We start from the raw sequence: 19,634 nt of genomic DNA, 5'->3' as shown, positions 1-19,634 counted from the left end.
GCGGTTTTACTGTTTCGCGAAACCGTTAGAGACCGTACCGGCGGTCGAGAATCCTGATCCGCCCCCCGACGAGCGCGCGGTCGGGGTGCCCAACGGGTAGTCGATGCTCAAATCTGCGCCACGCGGCCAGGTCGTCGCGGCCATGCACCGACGACGTCCAGGCCCGCAGCGCGGCGACCTGCCCCTCGGCGATGACCCGCGAGCGGACGTCCTCGCGAAGCTCTTCGAACAATTCGGTGATCCCGGGAGCGTTCGACTCGACGAGCAACCCACCGCGACCGATCGCTTCGATGACCGGAACGAGATCGCCGTGGCCCGAGATCTGTTCACGAAGATCTCCCACGTCAGACGACAATTCGACGGTCAGTCGGTACGGCCTGGACTCGATCACATCGGTACCGAGGTCGCGGCGCAAACGAGAGATCTCGGCGCGGACGGTGACCGGGTCGATGCCGTCGTCGGCGAGCATCAACGCGAGCTGTTCGGTGTTCAGGCCCTCGGGATAGTGCTGCAGCAGCAGGAGGATCTCGGCGTGACGCCGAGACAGCGACCTCCCGTTGGCACCATCTCCCCCACGCTGCCAGCGATAGGCGTTGTCGGCGAGCACCGTCAGTCTTGCCTGAGAGCCGGCCTCGAAGGTCGACGCAACGGAAAGGTCGACGGCCCTTGCCTTCAGTTCACGCTCGACGACGGCCACAACGGAACGCACGGCCGCCAACGCGAAGGGAGCGGCCACCTCGCGCCCACCGGTCACGTCTATCACTCCGATGACGTGGCCGGTCGCGGGATCGTGCACCGGCGCTGCCGCGCAACTCCACTCCTGAACGGGACTCGAGAAGTGCTCCGGCCCCACCACCTGCACGCCGCGACCGGTGGCCAGCGCGAGTCCCGGAGCGTTGGTGCCGACCACCTCTTCACTCCACACCGACCCCTCGATGAAGTTGATCCGGCTGGCGCGATCACGCGCAGACGCCTCGCCCTCCACCCACAGAAGCCGACCGACATTGTCGGTCAGCGCAAGCACAACACCAGAGTCGGCGATGTCGTCGAGCATCAGGGACTGCACGACTGGACGCACCGCCGTGATGGGATGCGCCTCGCGATAGCGCACGAACTCTTCGTCGCTCATCGCCTGCGCTTCGACGGCGCCCGCCGCCGGGTCGATGCCACGTTGCAGCGAACGCGCCCAGGAATCGCCGACCAAGGATCGGACAGTCTCGGGGACCGCACCGCTTGCCAAGAACTCCTCGTACGCCCGGCGGATCGTCGAGGACACCGCAGCAGCGTCGGTCATGCGCCCTCCAAGTGATCCCGTCGGGGCTGATCGACACCCGACGTTCACCCAATTGTGCCGTGGAGAGTGTGATCTCAGCAACAACACCGAAGTGCGAGCGGCACCGACTACAGCAGGCGGCCGTTGCGGCGCGGGTACCGCGCCCGCAAATAGCTGTACAGATACGTGCTGACGAGGAGCGAAACCGCCGACACGATCGCGGGAACGAAGAACGTGTTGTTCCACGAATCGCGAACCATCGCGATCGCCCACGCGATCACGCAGACGACGGTCAACAAGACCGCCGAGAAGCGCACGATCAGGACAAGCGTGGTGACAACCGACCACAAAACGACGCGGGTCTGCTCGTACGAGCTGGTTTTCACGACACCAGGGTATCGATCTTCCCTGCTGCGAGCAGGGCCGGAGAAGTTCACTGTCCGATTAGTCCATTTTCGTGAGCAGGTCTAACTTTTTTGGTCGTAAGGTCAGTAGGAATGTCTACAAAACAATGATCCGGGGGAGGCTCGTTTGCGACGCCGTCATCGTCCACGCCGGCACATCGCGCTCGTCCTGTTCGCACTCGCCTCGGCGACCACCATGGTCGCCACGGGCTGCAGCATGGACGGCGCGCGGACGGTCAACACGACCGGTCCGGATGCCATCATCAGTGCCAACGGCACCGAACCGCAGAACGGGCTCGTCACGACGAACACCGCCGAAAACGGCGGTGGCCGCGTGGTGGATGCGCTGTTCACCGGGTTGTACTCGTACGACGCCGACGGCAAACCCTCACTGGCAAACGCCGAGTCCGTCGACACCACGGACAACCAGAACTACACAATCCATCTCAAGAAGGACTGGAAGTTCACTGACGGAACACCCGTCAAGGCCGAAAACTACGTTCGCGCATGGAATTTCGGCGCCGCAACGAAGAACGCCCAACTGCAGCAGAGCTTTTTCGAGCCGATCGACGGATACGAGGCGGTCGCAGGCGAGGATTCGACGGCCGATCAGATGTCGGGCCTGAAGGTCATCGACGACCACACCTTCACGGTTCGCCTGACGCAACCGAACATCGACTTCAAACTGGGACTGGGCTTCACGCCGTTCAAGCCGCTTCCCGACGTCTTCTTCACCGAGGGCGCAAAGGAATTCGGCGAACACCCGATCGGAAACGGCGCCTACAAGATGGCGGGTCCCGACGCCTGGCGACACAACGTCCAGATCAATGTGGTGCGCAACGACGACTACAAGGGTCCCGACAAGGCGCGCAACGGCGGAATCAACTTCGTCCTCTACTCCAGCCTAGACACCGCCTACACCGACCTCACCTCCGGCAATCTCGACGTCACCGACACTGTGCCGGTCAGTGCGCTCAACTCCTACAAGAAGGCGCTCGGCGCGCACGCACTGACCAAGCCGACGGCGTCCAACCAGCAGATCGCGATCCCCTACTACCTGCCACACTTCTCCGCGGGGCGCGAAGGAGAGCTGCGTCGTGCGGCGCTCTCGATGGCCATCAACCGTCCGGAGGTCACCAAGGTCGTCTTCCGTGGTGCGCGCACGCCGTCAAGGGATTTCACGGCGCGCTCCCTACCCGGATGGAGCGACGACATCCCGGGTAGCGACGTCCTCGACTACAACCCCGAGAAGGCCAAACAACTGTGGCAGGAGGCCAACGCCATCGCGCCGTGGAGCGGATCCTTCCAAATCGCCTACAACTCCGACGGCGATCACCAGGTCTGGGTCGACGCGGTGTGCAACCAGATCAAGAACACCCTCGGTATCGACTCACACGGCGCTCCGCAGCCGACGTTCAAGCAGATCCGCTCGGCGATCACGAGCAAGACGATCAAGACCGCCGCGAGGACGGGCTGGCAGGGCGACTACCCGTCGATGCTGGAGTTCCTCGCGCCGATCTTCGTGACGGGAGCCGGATCCAATGACTCGCAATACGTCTCGCCGGAGTTCGACGCACGGCTGACTGCCGCGCAGCGTGCGCGGTCCGACGACGAGTCATACCGGCTCACCAACGTCGCACAGGAAACCCTGCTGAAGGACCTGCCGAACATTCCGCTGTGGGACTACATCGGCGCCGGCGGTACCGGGCCGGAAGTGACCGCGCAGTTGGCCTGGAACGGCTTGCCCGACTACCCGAGCATCACCAAGGAAGCGAAGGAGTGACCCGGTGACCAGATATCTCCTCATCCGTCTGGGACAGATGGTGATCGTCTTCTTCGGCGCCACGTTCCTCATCTACGCCATGGTCTTTCTCGTCCCCTCCGACCCCATCGCGGCTCTCGGTGGCGGAAAACCCATGTCCCCGGCCCTGATTGCGCAACTGCGCGCGCAGTATCACCTCGACCAACCGTTCTACGTGCAGTACTTCAACTACATCGGCGGGGTGTTCCATCTCGACTTCGGCACGTCGTTCTCCGGGCAACCGGTGTTCGACGTGATGAAACGCGCGTTCCCGGTGACGGTCAACCTGACCCTGATCGCGCTGGTCGTCGAGACGATCGGTGGCGTGGTGTTCGGTGTGATCTCCGGCCTGAACAAGGGACGCTGGTACGACACCGCGATCCTGATCGTCACTCTCATCATCATCGCGATACCGATCTTCGTGCTCGGCTTCGTCGCGCAGTACCTGCTCGGTGTGAAGTGGCATCTGTTCCCGGTCACCGTCGGCGGAAACCTCGACTTCTATCACCTCATCCTTCCCGGATTCGTACTCGGCGCAGTCTCTTTCGCCTACATCGTGCGGCTCACGCGGTCGGAGGTCGCCGACAATCTGACCGCCGACTACGTACGCACCGCGTCGGCCAAGGGTCTTCGACGACCCCGCGTGATCACCGTGCACGTCCTGCGCAACTCACTGATTCCGGTCGTCACGTTCATCGGCACCGACGTCGGCGTGCTGATGGGTGGAGCCGTCGTCACCGAGGGCATCTTCAACATCCCCGGCGTCGGCGGAACGATCTATCAAGCGGTCATCCGCGGCGAGGCCCCGACCGTCGTCTCCTTCGTCACGGTGCTCGTGCTGATCTACCTCGTCTGCAACATCGTCGTCGACTTGCTTTATGCCGCACTCGATCCGAGGATTCGCTATGCCTGAGACCCCACGCACCGACGCAGCTCTGAACGCGTACCCCAGCTTCTTTCCCGGCCAGGACCGCTTCGTCGCCGACGCCGAAGATGTCGAGCTACTCAAGGTCGACGAGTTCGTCGACGATGTCGACCCAGCAGGCTTCTGGAAGTCGGCGTGGCAGGAGATCCGGACCAAGCCGGTGTTCATCGTCTCGATGATCCTGCTCGTCCTCATCCTGCTGATCGTCGCGTTCCCCGGCCTGTTCGCACACCAGGATCCGCGGTACGCAAACCTCGAGGACTCACTGCTCTCACCGAGTTCCGCGCACTGGTTCGGCACCGACCTGCAGGGCCACGACATCTACGCGCGCGTGATCTACGGCGCGCGCGACTCCGTACTCGTCGGCATTCTGACGACGCTCGCGGTGGTGCTCGTCGGTGGACTCCTCGGCATCTTCGCGGGCTTCTACGGCGGATGGCTCGATTCGCTGATCTCCCGCCTCGCCGACATCTTCTTCGCCATCCCGCTCATCCTGGCGGCCGTGGTCACCATGCAGATGATCTCGGCGCGCACCGTCTACACGGTGGTGCTGGTCCTCGCGATCTTCAGTTGGCCCCAAATCGCCCGTATCGCACGCTCTTCCGCGATCTCGGCGCGCAACGAAGAATTCGTTGACGCGTCGCGCTCGCTGGGCTCGTCACGGCTGCGCACGCTGTTCACCCACGTGCTGCCGAACTCGCTCGGCCCGGTCATCGTCATCTCGACGATCTCGCTCGGCGTCTTCATCGTCACCGAGGCGACCCTGTCGTACCTGGGCATCGGCCTGCCGTCGACCGCCGTCTCCTGGGGCATCGACATCGCCGCAGGCCAGCAGTTGCTGCGCGAAGGTCAGCCCATCCTGTTCTATCCCGCTGCCGCACTTGCCATCACGGTCCTCGTGTTCATGATGCTCGGCGACGTGCTGCGCGACGCACTCGACCCGAAGGCGAGGACCCGCTGATGACAACGGACACAACGAACTCCGAGCTGACCTCCGAGAACGAGGCTGCCGCACCGGCACCGCTGCTCGAAATCTCCGACCTACGAGTCGATTTCCGCTCACGCGGGCGCGACGTGCCCGCGGTGCGCGGCGTCGGACTCACCGTGTATCCCGGTCAGACCGTCGCCATCGTCGGCGAATCCGGCTCGGGCAAGTCGACGACCGCCGCAGCGGTTCTCGGGCTGCTGCCCGGCAACGGCACCGTGACCGGCGGCAAAATACTGTTCGACGGCAAGGACCTCGCACAGGCCTCGCGACGTGAGTTCGAGAAGGTGCGCGGTAGCGGAATCGGCCTCGTGCCACAGGATCCCAACACCAACCTCGACCCGGTGTGGCGCGTCGGCTTCCAGGTTCGTGAGACGCTCGTCGCCAACGGTGCGGCCAAACGAGGCGAGGCACGCACACGTGCCGTCGAGGTGCTCCGACAGGCCGGCCTGCGCGATCCGGAGAAGCGCGCGGCGCAGTATCCGCACGAGTTCTCCGGCGGCATGAAACAGCGCGCGCTCATCGCGATCGGTCTCGCCGGAAAGCCCAAGCTGCTGATCGCCGACGAACCGACGTCGGCACTCGACGTCACGGTGCAGCGCGAGATCCTCGACCACCTCGCCTCGCTCACCGACGAACTCGGCACGGCCGTCCTGCTGATCACCCACGACCTCGGCCTCGCCGCCGAGCGCGCCAGCCACCTGGTGGTCATGTACCGCGGCCGCATCGTCGAATCCGGCCCGGCACAGGAGATCCTGACCAACCCGCATCACGAGTACACCAAGCGACTCGTCGACGCCGCGCCGTCGCTCTCGTCGCGCCGCGCCGACCGCCACAAGCCCGCCGAGCCCACCCCGCCGGTCGAGCCCAAGCCGCTGGTCGAGCCCAACCCGGTGGTCGAGCCTGTCGAGACCACCACCCCGCCGGCCGAGCCGACCTCCGCACCGCTGGTCGAGCCTGTCGAGACCACCACCCCGCCGGCCGAGCCGACCACCCCGCCGGCCGAGCCGACCTCCTCGCTGGTCGAGCCTGTCGAGACCACCCCCACCGCGGTCGTCGTCGCGTCGAATCTCGTGAAGGACTTCCCGATCCGCGGCTCGGTCCCGTTCCGCAAGGCAACGCCGTTCCGCGCCGTCGACGACGTCAGCTTCACGCTCTACCGCGGCACCACCACAGCAGTCGTCGGCGAGTCCGGCTCCGGTAAGTCGACGGTCGCGCGCATGGTGCTCGGACTCCTCGAACCAACCTCGGGCACAGTCCAATTCGACGGCAGCGACGTGACGTCGCTGAAAGGCGCTCAGGCCAAGTCTTTTCGACGCCGCGTGCAGCCGGTTTTCCAGAACCCGTACGGCTCGCTCGACCCGATGTACTCGATCTACCGTGCGATCTCCGAGCCGCTCGTCGTGCACAATATCGGCGACAAGGCGTCCCGCATCGCACGCGTTCGCGAACTCCTCGACCTCGTCGCACTCCCGTCATCGGTGATGCAGCGGTTTCCCAACGAGCTCTCCGGCGGGCAGCGTCAGCGGGTCGCGATCGCACGTGCGCTGGCGCTGAACCCCGAGGTCGTCGTCTGTGACGAGGCGGTGTCCGCCCTCGACGTCCTGGTGCAGGAGCAGATCCTGACCCTCCTCGACGACCTGCAGCACGAACTCGACCTGACGTACCTGTTCATCACACACGATTTGGCCGTCGTCCGTCAGATCGCCGACCGCGTGCTCGTCATGCGCAAGGGCAAGGTCGTCGACGACGGCACCGTCGACGACGTGTACGAGAACCCGACGTCGGACTACACGCGTGAACTACTCGCAGCCATCCCCGGGCGAAACCTCGAACTTCAGCAGTAATCCTCGCGCTCGGCGTCGTCGAAGGGCGACAATGGACAGATGAAAACGTTGCTGAACATCATCTGGTTGGTTCTCTGTGGTTTCTGGATGGCGCTCGGCTACGTCATCGCGGGCATCATCTGCTGCATCCTGATCATCACGATCCCCTTCGGTATCGCGTCGTTCCGGATGGCCAACTACGCACTGTGGCCGTTCGGTCGGACAGTGGTCCGCGATCCCCAGTCGGGAGCGTGGTCGGTGATCGGGAATGTGATCTGGATCATCGTCGCAGGTTGGTGGCTGGCAATCGGGCACCTCACGACCGGAATCGCGATGTGTCTGACGATCATTGGCATACCGCTCGGCATCGCCAGCTACAAGATGATCCCGATCTCACTCGTGCCTCTCGGCGCGCGGATCGTGCCCAGTGATGCGGTGCGCAACGACCCGATCATGGGCGCGACGCGAGCAGCCTGACCCGTGAATCGACGCAGACGAGACACTCCGTTCGATTCGACCCATCCACTCCCGTGACCGGATCCGAACACCGGGCATGAGTATCCGCCAGCGATCCGTCCCGCCCTCCAACGTCGCCGTGGTCGGCAGCGGGGTCGCGGGATTGACCGCTGCACATGTGCTCTCCGGAAGCAACCGGGTGACACTATTCGAAGCCGACGACCGACTGGGCGGCCACGCCCACACGCACTCGGTGCCCATGCCCGACGGAAGTGTCGTCGGCGTCGATTCCGGTTTCATCGTCCACAACGACCGCACCTACCCAACGCTCCTGCGCCTCTTCGCCGAGCTGGGCGTGGCAACCAAGGACACCGACATGTCGATGTCGGTCAGCTCAACGGTGACCGGCCTCGAGTATGCGGGCGCCCTCGGCTTCTCCGGCTTGTTCCCCACCCCGCGCAACGCCACGCGAGGCCGCTATCTGCGCATGCTCGGCGAGGTGACCCGATTCCACCGGGCGGCGCGCGCACTCCTCGATACCCCCGACTCCGACGAGCCGCTCGACGACTTCCTCGACCGCGAGAACTTCTCCCCGTACTTCCGCGAACACTTCATGCTGCCGCTCGTCGCCGCGGTGTGGTCGTGCGACGCGGCAACCGCGAGCCGCTACCCTGCGCGCTACCTCTTCACCTTCCTCGATCACCACGGCATGCTGTCGGTGTTCGGGTCACCGACGTGGCGTACCGTCGACGGCGGGTCGGACACGTATGTCCAGGCCGTCGCCGACGGTGTCCGAGGCCGCGGCGGCGCAGTCCACATGAGCACCCCGGTCCGGCACATCTCCGAGAACTCCGACGGCACAGTCGAACTCGCCATCTCATCCGGAACACAGAACTTCGACGCGGTCGTCGTCGCCACCCATCCTCACCAGGCTCTCCGACTGCTCGACGCCCCGACCCCGCAGCAGCGTCGAGTTCTCGCCGCCATCGAGTACGCACCGAAACCTGCTGTGCTGCACTCTGATATCTCACTTATGCCACGGGCACGCCGCGCGTGGGCATCGTGGAACTACCAGATCCACGGCGACGCGTCGGGGGCAGTCGACGACTCGCAGGTCGCGGTCACCTACGACCTCACCCGGCTCATGCGCCTGAATCCCGAGCATCCCCGCATGCTGGTGACACTGGGCCGCACCGACCTCGTCGATGCGTCGACCGTCATCGCCGAGATGACATACGAGCACCCCGTGTACACCACGGAATCGGTTGCAGCACAGGCACTGCTACCGGATATCAACACCGACGCGATCGTCTTCGCGGGCGCCTACCACGGGTGGGGCTTCCACGAGGACGGCGCGCTCTCCGGAGCACGCGCCGCGGAGCGTCTCGGTGTCGCATGGGATTCCGCGCGGCAGACCACGGTCGTCGACGAGCGGGAGTCGGCATGACCGGGAACGCCCAACTAGTGCATAGTCGCGTCACCCACACCCGCCTATCGCCGTTGCGGCACGCCTTCACCTACCGCAGTGTCTCCTGGCTCGTCGATATCGACAGCCTGCCAACACTTTCCGCGCCGCTACGACCCTTCGCTCGATTCCGCGGAGCCGACCACTTCCCCGAACCGATGGTCGACGGCCAAACGCTGCGCGATCGCCTGAACACCCACCTCCTCAGCGTCGGCAAACGCCCTCCAGACGGAAAGGTCGTCGCGCTGATGTCACCGCGCGTCGCGGGCTACGTCTTCAACCCGCTCAGCGTCTACTGGTGCCATCGCAGTGACGGTTCGCTGGCATACGCGGTCGCCGAGGTCCACAACACCTACGGTGGCCGGCATTGCTACGTCGTCGAACTCGACGACCACGGGCGCGCAGAAGTCGACAAGGAGTTCTACGTCTCGCCCTTCAACGACGTGTCGGGCAACTACCGCCTGCGGATGCCGCCGCCTGCCGACGGTCGCGTCGCCGTCTCGATCGTCCTGGAGCGCGACGGTCACGAGCCTTTCGTCGCATCGCTGTCGGGGCGCATCGAACCCGCGACGTCGCGTGCGATCGTCGCGACCCAGATGCGCGCGCCGCTCGCCCCGCTCGTAGTTTCGGCCCGCATCCGGTTCCAGGGAATCAAGCTGTGGGCCAAACGACTTCCGATCGTGCCCCGCCCCCCGCAGGACTCCGCCCCGCCGGCCGAGCCCACGGAACCTCTGGTCGAGCCCACCCCGCTGGTCGAGCCTCAACCCTCGCTGGTCGAGCCCACGGAACCGCTGGTCGAGCCTGTCGAGACCACCCCGCCGGTCGAGCCCCCACCACCGGCCGAGCGTCAACCACCGCCGGCCGAGCGTCAACCCCCGCCGGCCGAGCCCCCACCGCTGGTCGAGCTTGTCGAGACCACCCCCACCCGAAAGGTCACCGATGAGTAGTCCCGCCACCGACTCCGACTCGCATGACACCCCGCCGCCCGCGCTCGGCACCGATCTCACCGCGGCCGACGCTCGCCGCTGGCCCGACGTCGCGGCCGTACCCACCGGCGCGGCCGCACGAGTCCGTGGTCGCGCCGCAGCATGGCTCTTCCGACATGCGACCACCGGGATCGGAGTCCGCATCGAGTTCCCCGACGGCTCACGTCGCGGAAGCAAGACCGATTCGGTGTTGCCGCGCATGATCGTTCGTCGCCCGGTCGCGTTCTCACGTCGCGTCGGCTCCGGCGGTCTGATCGGATTCGGCGAAGCCTTCATGGCGGGCGACTGGACCACCGACGACCTCGTTGGCGTCCTCACCCCCTTCGCCGAACGAGTCGCCCGGCTCGTCCCGAAGCCGCTGCAAACCCTGCGCGCACTCGTCCTCCCCCGACATCCCGCCGACGAGGAGAACACCGCCGCCAACACGCGCAGCAACATCGCGCGACACTACGATCTCTCCAACGACCTCTTCGCGACCTTCCTCGACGAGACGATGACCTACTCGAGCGCCCTGTTCGACGACCCGTCCCTCGACGCAGACGCCGCGAAAACTCCCAAACCAACGTCTCAGGCCGGATTCGACGACCTCGCAGATGCGCAGCGCCGCAAGGTCGATCGCCTGCTCGATGCGGCGGGGGTCGGCCCGGGCTCGCGCGTCCTCGAGATCGGAACGGGCTGGGGCGAGCTATGTCTGCGGGCTGCAGCACGCGGAGCCACCGTGCGATCGGTGACTCTCTCGAGCGAGCAGCGCGAGCTCGCAATGCAGCGCGTCGACGAGGCGGGCTTCGCCGACCGTGTGCAGATCGACCTGCTCGACTACCGCAGCGTCACAGGTACCTATGACGCCGTGGTTTCCGTCGAGATGATCGAAGCCGTCGGCGAAAAGTATTGGCCCGTCTACTTTTCGACGATCGATCGGGTGCTTGCACCCAGAGGCCGCGTGGCCATCCAGGCCATCACCATGCCCCACGACAGGATGCGCGCCTCGCGGAACACCTATACCTGGGTGCACAAGTACATCTTTCCCGGCGGGCAGCTTACCTCTCTGCCCGCACTGCGCGACGTCACCGCAGAGCACACCCGACTTCGCCTGCGCGACAACCTGTCCATGGGCCATCACTACGCCGAGACATTGCGACTGTGGCGCGAACGCTTCACCGCTCGCCGCGCCGACGTCGAAAACCTCGGTTTCGATTCGACGTTCATGCGCATGTGGCAGTTCTATCTCGCCTACTCCGAGGCCGGATTTCGCGCGGGCTACCTCGACGTGCATCAACTCGTCTTCACCCGTGATGACGACTCCGCCGGGAGCACCGACTCATGACAGGGCTGACCGGGTGGGCGGGCTTCGGCGTGGTCACCGGAGCGTCGTTGCTGTTCATCGTTGTCCTGCAGGCCATCACGTTTGCGGTGGGACGTCGTCTCGGGCACTACAACGTCGTCGACGTCATCTGGGGATTCGGATTCGTCGGGATCGGCTGGATCGCACTGATTCTCGGTGGCGGCGACATCACCCGACGATGGATTCTGGCCGTCGCCGTCACGGTGTGGGGTCTGCGACTGACCTGGCACATGCTGGGCAAGGTTCGCGGCAAGGGTGAAGACCCGCGCTACGCAAAGGTTCTCGGCGACAATCCCTCGGCCGGGCGCGTGATCCGCAAGATCTTCGGAACCCAGGGGGCTGCACAGTGGTTCGTGTCGCTGCCGCTGCAGGTCTCCGCGGTCACGCACGCGACGCACGGAATCTGGTGGATCGTGCTGATCGCGGGTGTCGTGCTCTGGGCCGTCGGTATCTCGTTCGAGGCGATCGGCGACGCGCAGATGACGTCGTTCAAATCCGATCCGTCCAACAAGGGCAAGATCATGGACCGCGGGCTCTGGGCGTGGACGCGTCACCCCAACTACTTCGGCGACTCCGCCGTGTGGTGGGGCATGTGGCTCATCGCCGCGTCGGCGTGGCCCGGAGTTCTGACCGTGCTCTCACCCGTCGTGATGACCTACTTCCTGGTGTTCGCAACCGGCGCGCGTCTACTCGAGCAGTCGATGAGCAAACGCGACGGCTACCCCGAGTACCAGCAGCGCACGTCGTACTTCTTCCCTCTACCGCCGAAGACGCGTGAGGGGGCGGGTAGTCAGGGCCACGCGCCATGACCGCCCTGCTCGCAGCCCCAACACCTCCAGCCCGGTCGACGAGTTCGGCCTGGTCGCCGAGTTCTGCTGAACGCAAGACTCAGGTGTGGTTGAGGGTCAGCACGTCGCCAATTAGGGTGAACTGCGATGAACGCAGAGGCCTGTCGGTGACCGCTGACCACGATGCCGGCGACCGGCTGCCCGCACTTCTGGAGAAGATCGCTTCGGGAGACGAGCTCGCATTCGCCGAGTTCTACGACCTCACCAGCCATCGTGTCTACGGCATGGTGTTGCGTGTTCTGCGCGACCCCGGCTACAGCGAGGAGACCACGCAAGAGGTCTACCTGCAGGTCTGGCGATCTGCGTCGACGTTCCGCGCCGACCTCGGCTCGGCGCTGAGCTGGCTGATCACCCTGGCACACCGCCGCGCCGTCGACCGTGTGCGATCGGAGACCGCGAGCAGCCGCCGCGAGGAGAACTACGGAGCACAGGACTACACCTCGACGTTCGACGAGGTCAGCGAGGCCGTCGACAAACGGGAGACGAGCTCTCAGGTCCGCGGCTGCCTCGAGACGCTGACCGACGTCCAGCGCGAATCGATCGGCCTCGCCTACTACGAGGGGCTCACCTATCGCGAGGTCGCCGAGCGACTGTCGGTGGCTCTCCCCACCATCAAGAGCCGTATCCGCGACGGAATGGCTCGCCTCCGCTCATGCCTCGGAGATCGTGATGTCTGACGAAAATCCCACTACCCCAGCACCTTCGGACGACAACCTCGTCAGTCTTGCACCGATGCTCGGCCTCGACGCACTCGGCGCGGCCGAGCGCGACTCGGTTGCCCGACGCCGCGCGAAGGCGTCGGACACCGACCGCGCCGCCTTCGACCGCGACGTCCGACTCACCCGCGAGGCGATGGCCTCGGTCAGTTCCACCACATCCGCGGCGCCGCCACCAGAACTGCGCGACCGCCTGCTACACCTCATCCGCACCGAGCCCCAGGACGACGCCCCCTCGCCCCGCCCCTCGGCCGTGAACGCCTCCCGCCTGTCCGGAGCAGAAGACCCCTCCCGCCAGCCCCAGGCAGCCGACGCACCGGCGGACCTTTCGCGCTGGTCGAGCCGGTCCGGAGCGCCAGCGGAGGACCGAGTCGAGACCACCCCACGCAACCGTCGCATCCTCTACCTCGCGGCCGCGGCGATCGTGGCTGTCGCGATCGGAGCCGTCGGCTGGGTCGTCGGCGCCAATCTCTCGTCCGACAACGAGCCTCAACAGACCACCGCGCAGCAGGTGTTCGACGCCAAGGACATCCGCACCTCGTCGGGTTCGGTCGCCACCGGCCGCGCGACCGTCGCATACTCCGAGAGCGCAGACGCGGGCGTGCTGGTCATGAACGACGTGCCACCACCCAAGTCCGGGACGGTCTACCAGATGTGGCTGGTCGGCCCCGAGGGCGCGACGTCGGCGGGCACCATGACCGACAAGGACGTTGCCCCGTCGACCACCGCGGTCATCCCGCACATCGGAAACGCGAAGTCGCTGGCGTTCACCGTCGAGCCGCCTGGCGGTTCGACGACTCCGACCAGCAGCTTTGTGGCCGAACTGCCGCTGAGCTAGGTTCCGCGCCGCAGTTGTGTGGGACACACGGGGACATTTTTGTACCCGTGTGTCCCACACAACTTTCAGATCAGATGCTTCGGGTGCACGCGCTTGGGCATCAGTTGCAGCAGCGCGAGCTGACCGGCCATCTGCCAACGGTTTTCGACGGTCTCGGAGTACAGGTCCTCGAGCGCTGCCTTCCCGAGCCTGTGCGGCCCGACGATGCGATAGCACGACTGGTTGAAACTCCCGAACCACAACTGGATAAACAGCTTGGGATTCAACATCATTCGCCAGGCAGGCACCAGGCAGCCGATCTCGCTGGCGAGTGCGTCCAGGTACAGCACCTGCGACGGGATCGCCTCCGTGTGGCCAGGACTCAGCGCAGTCCAGTGCTCTTCCCACTCCTTTTCGCGACCGATGCGCTCGTCGATATTCGACGGCGCGGCGAGCTTTCCGCTGCACAACTGCGCGAAGTACCGCGCCTGCATCTCCGCGCAGATCGGGATGCCACCCGAGAACGGCCGGACGAATCCGATGAACGCCGCGGTGCCGTCGTGTTCGGAGTGCAGGAAGTGCTTGTAGAGGTTGCGCACGTTGCCGTCCTTGACCTGAAGGTCGCCTATCGACAGCTTCTCGGTGGTGAAGCCGGTGCACAGCACGATCGCGTCGAACTCCGCCGAGCTCTCGTCACGGAAGCGCACCGTCGAACCGTCGGAGCCGGCAATTCCACTGTCGTTCAACGCTACTCGTCCGTCGACGAGACTCGGGACGAAGCTGACGTTCTTGCAGAAGATCGCACGCTGCGCCCAGCTACCGTCGGGATGCGACCGTCGATTCCAGGTGCGAATCATGTCCCAGTTGGCCTCGTTGTCGAGGGTGTCCACGTCGATCTTCGCCGGCTCCATCGGCTGGCCGAGAGGATTCACGTCGGGCTCAACGGTGCGCCGACCTCCCGGCGCCCTGCCCGCGTACGCCCGCACCACACCTGCCACAGTGGTGAACACACCCAGCACCACCGACATCGCCAGGAACAGCGCCTTGACCACCGAGTTGCGGCCCCATGACGTGTCGAGCACGAACGGATACTCCGCCGACCTCCTGCACATCTCATGCGCATGCGCACGGACGGTTCCGTTGTCGGTCGTCCTCGTACGGTTGAACACACGCGGCAACAGGTAGGTGTAGGAGCGGATCGCAAGAGTGCATTCCGTTGCCACGTCACCGATTTCGCGCACGAGATCTGCACCGGATTCGGCCATTCCGACAATCAGAACCCGCTTCCCCGCGAAACGGTCGCTGTTGCGGTACTCCGACGAGTGCACGATCTCCCCGGTGAAACCCTCGAGCCCCGCGATCGCGCGGTTGGGCGTCTTGAATGGTCCAGAGCAGACAGCGACGGCGTCGAAGCTCTCCGACGACGTCGCGCCCCCGCGTGAGACCGTCACCGTCCAGCCCCGGTCGTCGCGGCGGATATCGGTGACCTCGGAGCCGAACGCGATGCTCTCGGCGAGACCGAATCGGGCCGCGTACTCGCGCAAGTACTCCAGATACTGCGCGCGCGTGTAGAACACGCGGCCGTCGGCAAATGGGTGATCCGAGTAGGCCATGAGTTTCATCGAGATCGTGAGCATGAGGTTGTCGTAGGCCTTCATCTGCTCGCTGTCGCCTTCGTGGCGCAACCACAGGCCACCGAGATCTGCATTCTTGTCGAAGCAGACAACGTCGTGCCCCTCGTCGCGCAACTGCTTGATCGTCGTCAGGCCACACGGTCCCGCACCAACCACACACACCTTCACGGCAATTCCTTCGAGTATTCCGGCGCCGGGATCGGCAACCGGTCGACCATTATTTAGGCAAGGCTAACATCACCTCGCCACGGACGGGATCGCCATATCCGCAGGTCAACCGGCACTTCGGTCAATTCGGGCCAAGCCGACACGGATTGCGCGCCACCCTGAATCGTCGCCAAATAACTACGTGCGCCCGATTGACAGACACGACCGGAGCATTCACACTTGTTGCATCAGTTGCTATTCGTTGCGGTATACGCAACTAGCAGCATGGGGTCGCCGCCGACTCCAAACAGCGCTCTCACAACCCCCAGGCCCCGCCCCAGCCACCGCGATCCCATACGCCGCCAAGAGAGACTTCGATGGCCGATGCCCACTGATCCGCCCCAGCAGAATGCGCAGTCGACCGCGCACCGAGCCGATCCGACCATGTGCGCTGTCATCGACACGCGCGTCGTCAGCGAAAGCCTCCCGGGCCAGTGCTACGTCGAGCAGAAGTGGTTCGACGTCGATCTCGACGAGATCTTCGCCAAGCAGTGGCTCTTCGTCGCCGCCGAAGCCGAGATCGCAGAGCCCGGCGACTACGTCACCGTCGAATTCGGAACGCGATCGGTCATCGTCACGCGTGACAACCTCGGCAACGTCCGCGCCCACCACAACGTCTGTCGCCACCGCGGAGCCCGTCTGATCACGCAGGCAAACGGCTCGACCGGCACCATCGTCTGCCCGTACCACTCGTGGACCTACGGCACTGACGGCCGCCTCATGTACGCCGAGGCTCAGGCACCCGACTTCGACAAGCGCTGCTTCTCGCTCCGCTCCGTCGCAGTCCGCACCATCGCAGGCCTCGTCTTCATCTGCCTCGCCGACGACCCGCCCACCGACATCGACGACGTCGCGCGCATCGTCGAACCGTATCTCGCGCCTCACCGACTCTCGGAGGCCAAGGTCGCCAAGCAGACCGACCTTGTCGAGAACGGAAACTGGAAGCTCGCAATGGAGAACAACCGCGAGTGCTACCACTGCGGCGGCCATCCGGAACTCCTGAACGTCTTCTTTCCGACCTGGGGCTACAGCGACTCCGACGCCATCCCCGACCGGCTCACCGCTGTCGTGGAACGTTATCGACGCGCCACCGCGGAACTCACCGACACCTGGACTCGCTTCGGCCTCCCCTATCGACGCATCGCCCAACTCGACTCCCGCCCAACGGGATTCCACATCGAGCGGGAGGCAATGGATCTCGCGGGCGAGTCGTTCACACTCGACGGAACCACCGCGTGCACACGCCCGCTCTCCGACGACCTACCCGACCGCCGACTCGGCCGACTCTCGATGCACCTGCAACCGAACATGTGGTTGCACGTGACCAGCGATCACGCAGTGTTGTTCTCCGTCATACCGATTCGGCCCGACGAAACGCTCGTGCGTACCACCTGGCTGGTCAACCCCGAAGCCGTCGAGGGAGTCGACTACGACCTCGATCGACTCACCGGGGTCTGGGAGATCACCAACCAGCAGGATGCCGACCTGGTTCGGCTCGCGCACCGTGGCATCGCCGATCCCGCCTACGTTCCCGGCCCGTACGGACCGTCGGAGTTCCAGGTCGAGGCGTTCATCAACTGGTACATCACACGGCTGCGCGTCAACCTCGGACTCGACGCCGACACCGACACCACACCCGATCAGATCGCCGAGAGCGCGTGATGAGCACCGACCACCTCCTCGTGTGCGTCGACCGCACCGAGCTCACCCGCGACATGGCGACATTCACGTTTCGCGCGGTCGAGCCGTACACATTCGTGTTCAACCCAGGGCAGTTCCTGTCAGTCGGAATCGAGATCGATGGGCGCGTCGTCGAACGGTGCTACTCGATTTCGTCGTCGCCCACCCGCCCGGACACCCTGTCGATCTCGGTCAAACGCAAAGTCGGCGGACACGTGTCGAACTGGTTGCACGACAACATGTCTGAAGGTCGGACCATCACCGCGTCCGGACCACTCGGCCGGTTCAGCTACATCGACAAGGCCGCAACCAAGCTCCTGTTGATCTCCGCCGGCAGCGGCATCACCCCGGTGATGTCGATGCTGCGGGCCGCCACCGATTCCGACAGCAGCACCACCCCCGACATCGTCTTCATCCACAGCGCCCGCACGCTCGACGACATCCCGTTCCGCACCGAGCTCGACGACCTCGCCGTCACGCACCCCAAAGTCGCTGTCGCCTTTGCCTGTACGCGCCTCACCGACGATGATTCGGGCGCCGCGTGGTCGGGCCATCGCGGCCGACTCGACGCCGCTGCCCTTGCACGCATCTGCCCGGATCTCGCTGAGCGAGAGGTCTTCCTCTGCGGCCCAGGACAGTTCCGTGCGGGTGTCCGTTCGGCTCTCGTCGCCTCAGGTGGCTCGCTGACGCGAATTCACGAGGAGAGCTTCGGCTTTCGTTTGCCAACCAGCGACGAGGGCGCTGCCTCCGACGGCGTCAGCGTCGACTTCACCCGCCGCGCACGCCGTATTCACGTCGGCGCAGGTACGACGATCCTCGCCGCCGCTGCGGCTGCGGGAGTCACGCTCCCGTCGTCGTGCGGTGTCGGCCTGTGCGGCTCGTGCAAGGTGACCAAGACCTCGGGCGACGTCGTGATGAACCATCAGGGCGGAATCCACCGCCGCGAAATCGAGCAGGGCAAGATCCTGCTCTGCTGCTCCGAACCACTCTCGCCCGTCGTGATCGATCTGTGAGGACCCCATGACCAGCCCCCATCCAGACTTCCTCTGGCGCAACCCCGATCCCGCGCCCAACTACGACGTGGTGATCGTCGGCGGCGGCGGTCACGGCCTCGCCACCGCCCACTATCTGGCACGCAATCATGGGATCACCAATGTCGCTGTGCTCGAGCGTGGTTGGCTCGCAGGCGGCAACATGGCACGCAACACGACGCTGATCCGCTCCAACTACCTGTGGGACGAGAGCGCCGCGATCTACGAGCACTCCCTCAAGCTCTGGGCGGGACTCGAGGACGAGCTCGGGTATCCGATCCTGTTCAGCCAGCGCGGTGTGCTCAACCTCGCGCACACCGAGCAGGACGTCCGCGACTCGGTCCGCCGAGTAGAAGCCAACCGGCTCAACGGAATCGACGCCGAATGGCTCGATCCCAAGCAGGTCGCCGAGGTCTGCCCCATCGTCAACACCTCCGCCGACATCCGCTATCCCGTCCTGGGTGCCACATTTCAGCCGCGCGGCGGGATCGCGAAGCACGACTGGGTCGCATGGGGATTCGCCCGCAGCGCGAGCGACGCCGGCGTCGACATCATCCAGAACTGCGAGGTCCTCGGGTTCGAGACCGACGCGGGCAAGATCACCGCGGTCAACACCAGCCGCGGGCGTATCGGAGCAGGCACCGTGGCACTGTGCGCCGCAGGCCACACCTCGACGCTCGCCGACCCACTCGGCATCGACCTTCCGCTCCAGAGCCACCCGCTGCAGGCACTCGTCTCCGAACTCCTCGAACCCGTCCACCCCACCGTCGTGATGTCCAACGCGGTGCACGTGTACGTCTCGCAGGCGCACAAGGGCGAGCTGGTGATGGGAGCGGGCGTCGACTCATACAACGGATATGGCCAGCGCGGCGCCTTCCACATCATCGAACGCCAGATGGCGGCGGCCGTCGAACTGTTCCCGATCTTCGGTCGGGCCAGGCTGCTTCGGACATGGGCGGGCATCGTCGACGTCACCCCCGACGCCTCACCGATCCTCGGCACCACGCCGTACGACAATCTGTTCCTCAACTGCGGCTGGGGCACAGGCGGTTTCAAGGCGACACCAGCCGTCGGTTGGTGCCTCGCGCATACCGTCGCGACCGGTGCACCACATCCGATCAACGCGCCGTTCACCATCGAGCGCTTCACCACCGGCGAGCTCATCGACGAACACGGCGCCGCAGCGGTAGCGCACTGAGCACCGTTACTGAAACCGCAGCCACCGAGTACCAGGAGAT

Annotated in this window: 16 protein-coding genes and 1 pseudogene; 14 read left to right on the top strand and 3 right to left on the bottom strand. The window is 65.2% G+C overall.

Annotated features, from left to right (window positions below):
• Positions 1 to 25: 25 nt before the first annotated feature.
• Both RND64_RS00935 and RND64_RS00930 read right to left on the bottom strand, forming a co-directional pair.
• On the bottom strand, positions 26 to 1,294 hold the full coding sequence (locus RND64_RS00935) for a helix-turn-helix domain-containing protein (protein WP_049700267.1): 1,269 nt from the start codon (positions 1,292 to 1,294) through the stop codon (positions 26 to 28).
• A gap of 107 nt (positions 1,295 to 1,401) precedes the next feature.
• The gene (locus tag RND64_RS00930; RefSeq protein ID WP_049700268.1) at positions 1,402 to 1,659 is read right to left on the bottom strand and encodes a hypothetical protein; all 258 of its coding nucleotides are present in this window, start codon (positions 1,657 to 1,659) and stop codon (positions 1,402 to 1,404) included.
• 214 nt (positions 1,660 to 1,873) lie between these two features.
• Between RND64_RS00930 and RND64_RS00925 the strand changes: the two genes are divergently transcribed.
• The 11 genes and pseudogenes from RND64_RS00925 to RND64_RS00875 all read left to right on the top strand — a co-directional run bounded on the left by RND64_RS00925 (position 1,874) and on the right by RND64_RS00875 (position 13,865).
• The gene (locus tag RND64_RS00925) at positions 1,874 to 3,460 is read left to right on the top strand and encodes a peptide ABC transporter substrate-binding protein (protein ID WP_387314418.1); all 1,587 of its coding nucleotides are present in this window, start codon (positions 1,874 to 1,876) and stop codon (positions 3,458 to 3,460) included.
• 4 nt (positions 3,461 to 3,464) lie between these two features.
• Positions 3,465 to 4,391: an ABC transporter permease gene (locus tag RND64_RS00920; RefSeq protein ID WP_083444445.1), complete on the top strand. Its 927-nt coding sequence runs from the start codon at positions 3,465 to 3,467 to the stop codon at positions 4,389 to 4,391.
• A complete protein-coding gene (locus RND64_RS00915; RefSeq protein ID WP_049700269.1) occupies positions 4,384 to 5,364 on the top strand; it encodes an ABC transporter permease in 981 nt (326 codons plus the stop codon). Before RND64_RS00920 ends, RND64_RS00915 begins: the two co-directional genes overlap by 8 nt.
• Entirely contained in the window at positions 5,364 to 7,235 is a 1,872-nt protein-coding gene (locus RND64_RS00910; RefSeq protein WP_331436362.1) for an ABC transporter ATP-binding protein, read from the top strand. Before RND64_RS00915 ends, RND64_RS00910 begins: the two co-directional genes overlap by 1 nt.
• A gap of 39 nt (positions 7,236 to 7,274) precedes the next feature.
• Positions 7,275 to 7,691: a YccF domain-containing protein gene (locus RND64_RS00905; protein ID WP_331436361.1), complete on the top strand. Its 417-nt coding sequence runs from the start codon at positions 7,275 to 7,277 to the stop codon at positions 7,689 to 7,691.
• Between the two features lie 76 nt (positions 7,692 to 7,767).
• On the top strand, positions 7,768 to 9,117 hold the full coding sequence (locus RND64_RS00900; RefSeq protein ID WP_331436360.1) for an NAD(P)/FAD-dependent oxidoreductase: 1,350 nt from the start codon (positions 7,768 to 7,770) through the stop codon (positions 9,115 to 9,117).
• Positions 9,114 to 9,827: pseudogene (locus tag RND64_RS00895) on the top strand (DUF1365 domain-containing protein); the annotation flags it as partial. The gene RND64_RS00900 and the pseudogene RND64_RS00895, both read left to right, overlap by 4 nt.
• Before the next feature lie 247 nt (positions 9,828 to 10,074).
• Positions 10,075 to 11,445, top strand: coding sequence for an SAM-dependent methyltransferase (locus RND64_RS00890; protein WP_290723634.1), 1,371 nt, complete (start codon positions 10,075 to 10,077; stop codon positions 11,443 to 11,445).
• The gene (locus RND64_RS00885) at positions 11,442 to 12,272 is read left to right on the top strand and encodes a DUF1295 domain-containing protein (RefSeq protein ID WP_290723571.1); all 831 of its coding nucleotides are present in this window, start codon (positions 11,442 to 11,444) and stop codon (positions 12,270 to 12,272) included. The genes RND64_RS00890 and RND64_RS00885 overlap by 4 nt, the downstream gene beginning before the upstream one ends.
• A gap of 146 nt (positions 12,273 to 12,418) precedes the next feature.
• Entirely contained in the window at positions 12,419 to 12,988 is a 570-nt protein-coding gene (gene sigK, locus RND64_RS00880; protein WP_005207638.1) for an ECF RNA polymerase sigma factor SigK, read from the top strand.
• Complete coding sequence (locus tag RND64_RS00875; protein WP_290723577.1) at positions 12,981 to 13,865, top strand: anti-sigma factor; 885 nt, start codon at positions 12,981 to 12,983, stop codon at positions 13,863 to 13,865. Before sigK ends, RND64_RS00875 begins: the two co-directional genes overlap by 8 nt.
• 65 nt (positions 13,866 to 13,930) lie before the next feature.
• On the opposite strand, the gene RND64_RS00870 is transcribed toward RND64_RS00875, so the two are convergent.
• A complete protein-coding gene (locus RND64_RS00870) occupies positions 13,931 to 15,646 on the bottom strand; it encodes a flavin-containing monooxygenase (RefSeq protein ID WP_290723579.1) in 1,716 nt (571 codons plus the stop codon).
• A 423-nt stretch (positions 15,647 to 16,069) separates the two neighbouring features.
• On the opposite strand from RND64_RS00870, the gene RND64_RS00865 reads away from it, so the two are divergent.
• From RND64_RS00865 to RND64_RS00855, 3 genes are read left to right on the top strand one after another with little or no spacing between them, the layout of a single operon-like run.
• Positions 16,070 to 17,347, top strand: a complete 1,278-nt coding sequence (locus RND64_RS00865; protein ID WP_331436640.1) for an aromatic ring-hydroxylating oxygenase subunit alpha — start codon at positions 16,070 to 16,072, stop codon at positions 17,345 to 17,347.
• Complete coding sequence (locus tag RND64_RS00860; protein WP_331436359.1) at positions 17,347 to 18,378, top strand: hybrid-cluster NAD(P)-dependent oxidoreductase; 1,032 nt, start codon at positions 17,347 to 17,349, stop codon at positions 18,376 to 18,378. Before RND64_RS00865 ends, RND64_RS00860 begins: the two co-directional genes overlap by 1 nt.
• Before the next feature lie 7 nt (positions 18,379 to 18,385).
• Entirely contained in the window at positions 18,386 to 19,594 is a 1,209-nt protein-coding gene (locus tag RND64_RS00855) for a sarcosine oxidase subunit beta family protein (RefSeq protein WP_331436358.1), read from the top strand.
• Positions 19,595 to 19,634 lie beyond the last annotated feature (40 nt).

Source organism: Gordonia sp. w5E2 (assembly GCF_036540975.1).
Lineage (GTDB): Bacteria > Actinomycetota > Actinomycetes > Mycobacteriales > Mycobacteriaceae > Gordonia > Gordonia jacobaea.
The sequence above is the reverse complement of the archived record's forward strand: the minus strand, read 5'-3'. Positions and strand labels throughout refer to the sequence as shown.

What these genes read in the sequence shown, in the direction of transcription:
- RND64_RS00885 (WP_290723571.1), top strand. Translation starts at nt 11,442, where the DNA reads ATGACAGGGCTGACCGGGTGGGCGGGCTTCGGCGTGGTCACCGGAGCG.
- RND64_RS00875 (WP_290723577.1), top strand. Translation starts at nt 12,981, where the DNA reads ATGTCTGACGAAAATCCCACTACCCCAGCACCTTCGGACGACAACCTC.
- RND64_RS00925 (WP_387314418.1), top strand. Translation starts at nt 1,874, where the DNA reads ATGGTCGCCACGGGCTGCAGCATGGACGGCGCGCGGACGGTCAACACG.
- RND64_RS00910 (WP_331436362.1), top strand. Translation starts at nt 5,364, where the DNA reads ATGACAACGGACACAACGAACTCCGAGCTGACCTCCGAGAACGAGGCT.
- RND64_RS00865 (WP_331436640.1), top strand. Translation starts at nt 16,070, where the DNA reads ATGTGCGCTGTCATCGACACGCGCGTCGTCAGCGAAAGCCTCCCGGGC.
- RND64_RS00935 (WP_049700267.1), bottom strand. Translation starts at nt 1,294, where the DNA reads ATGACCGACGCTGCTGCGGTGTCCTCGACGATCCGCCGGGCGTACGAG.
- RND64_RS00915 (WP_049700269.1), top strand. Translation starts at nt 4,384, where the DNA reads ATGCCTGAGACCCCACGCACCGACGCAGCTCTGAACGCGTACCCCAGC.
- RND64_RS00890 (WP_290723634.1), top strand. Translation starts at nt 10,075, where the DNA reads ATGAGTAGTCCCGCCACCGACTCCGACTCGCATGACACCCCGCCGCCC.
- RND64_RS00860 (WP_331436359.1), top strand. Translation starts at nt 17,347, where the DNA reads ATGAGCACCGACCACCTCCTCGTGTGCGTCGACCGCACCGAGCTCACC.
- RND64_RS00905 (WP_331436361.1), top strand. Translation starts at nt 7,275, where the DNA reads ATGAAAACGTTGCTGAACATCATCTGGTTGGTTCTCTGTGGTTTCTGG.
- RND64_RS00855 (WP_331436358.1), top strand. Translation starts at nt 18,386, where the DNA reads ATGACCAGCCCCCATCCAGACTTCCTCTGGCGCAACCCCGATCCCGCG.
- RND64_RS00900 (WP_331436360.1), top strand. Translation starts at nt 7,768, where the DNA reads ATGAGTATCCGCCAGCGATCCGTCCCGCCCTCCAACGTCGCCGTGGTC.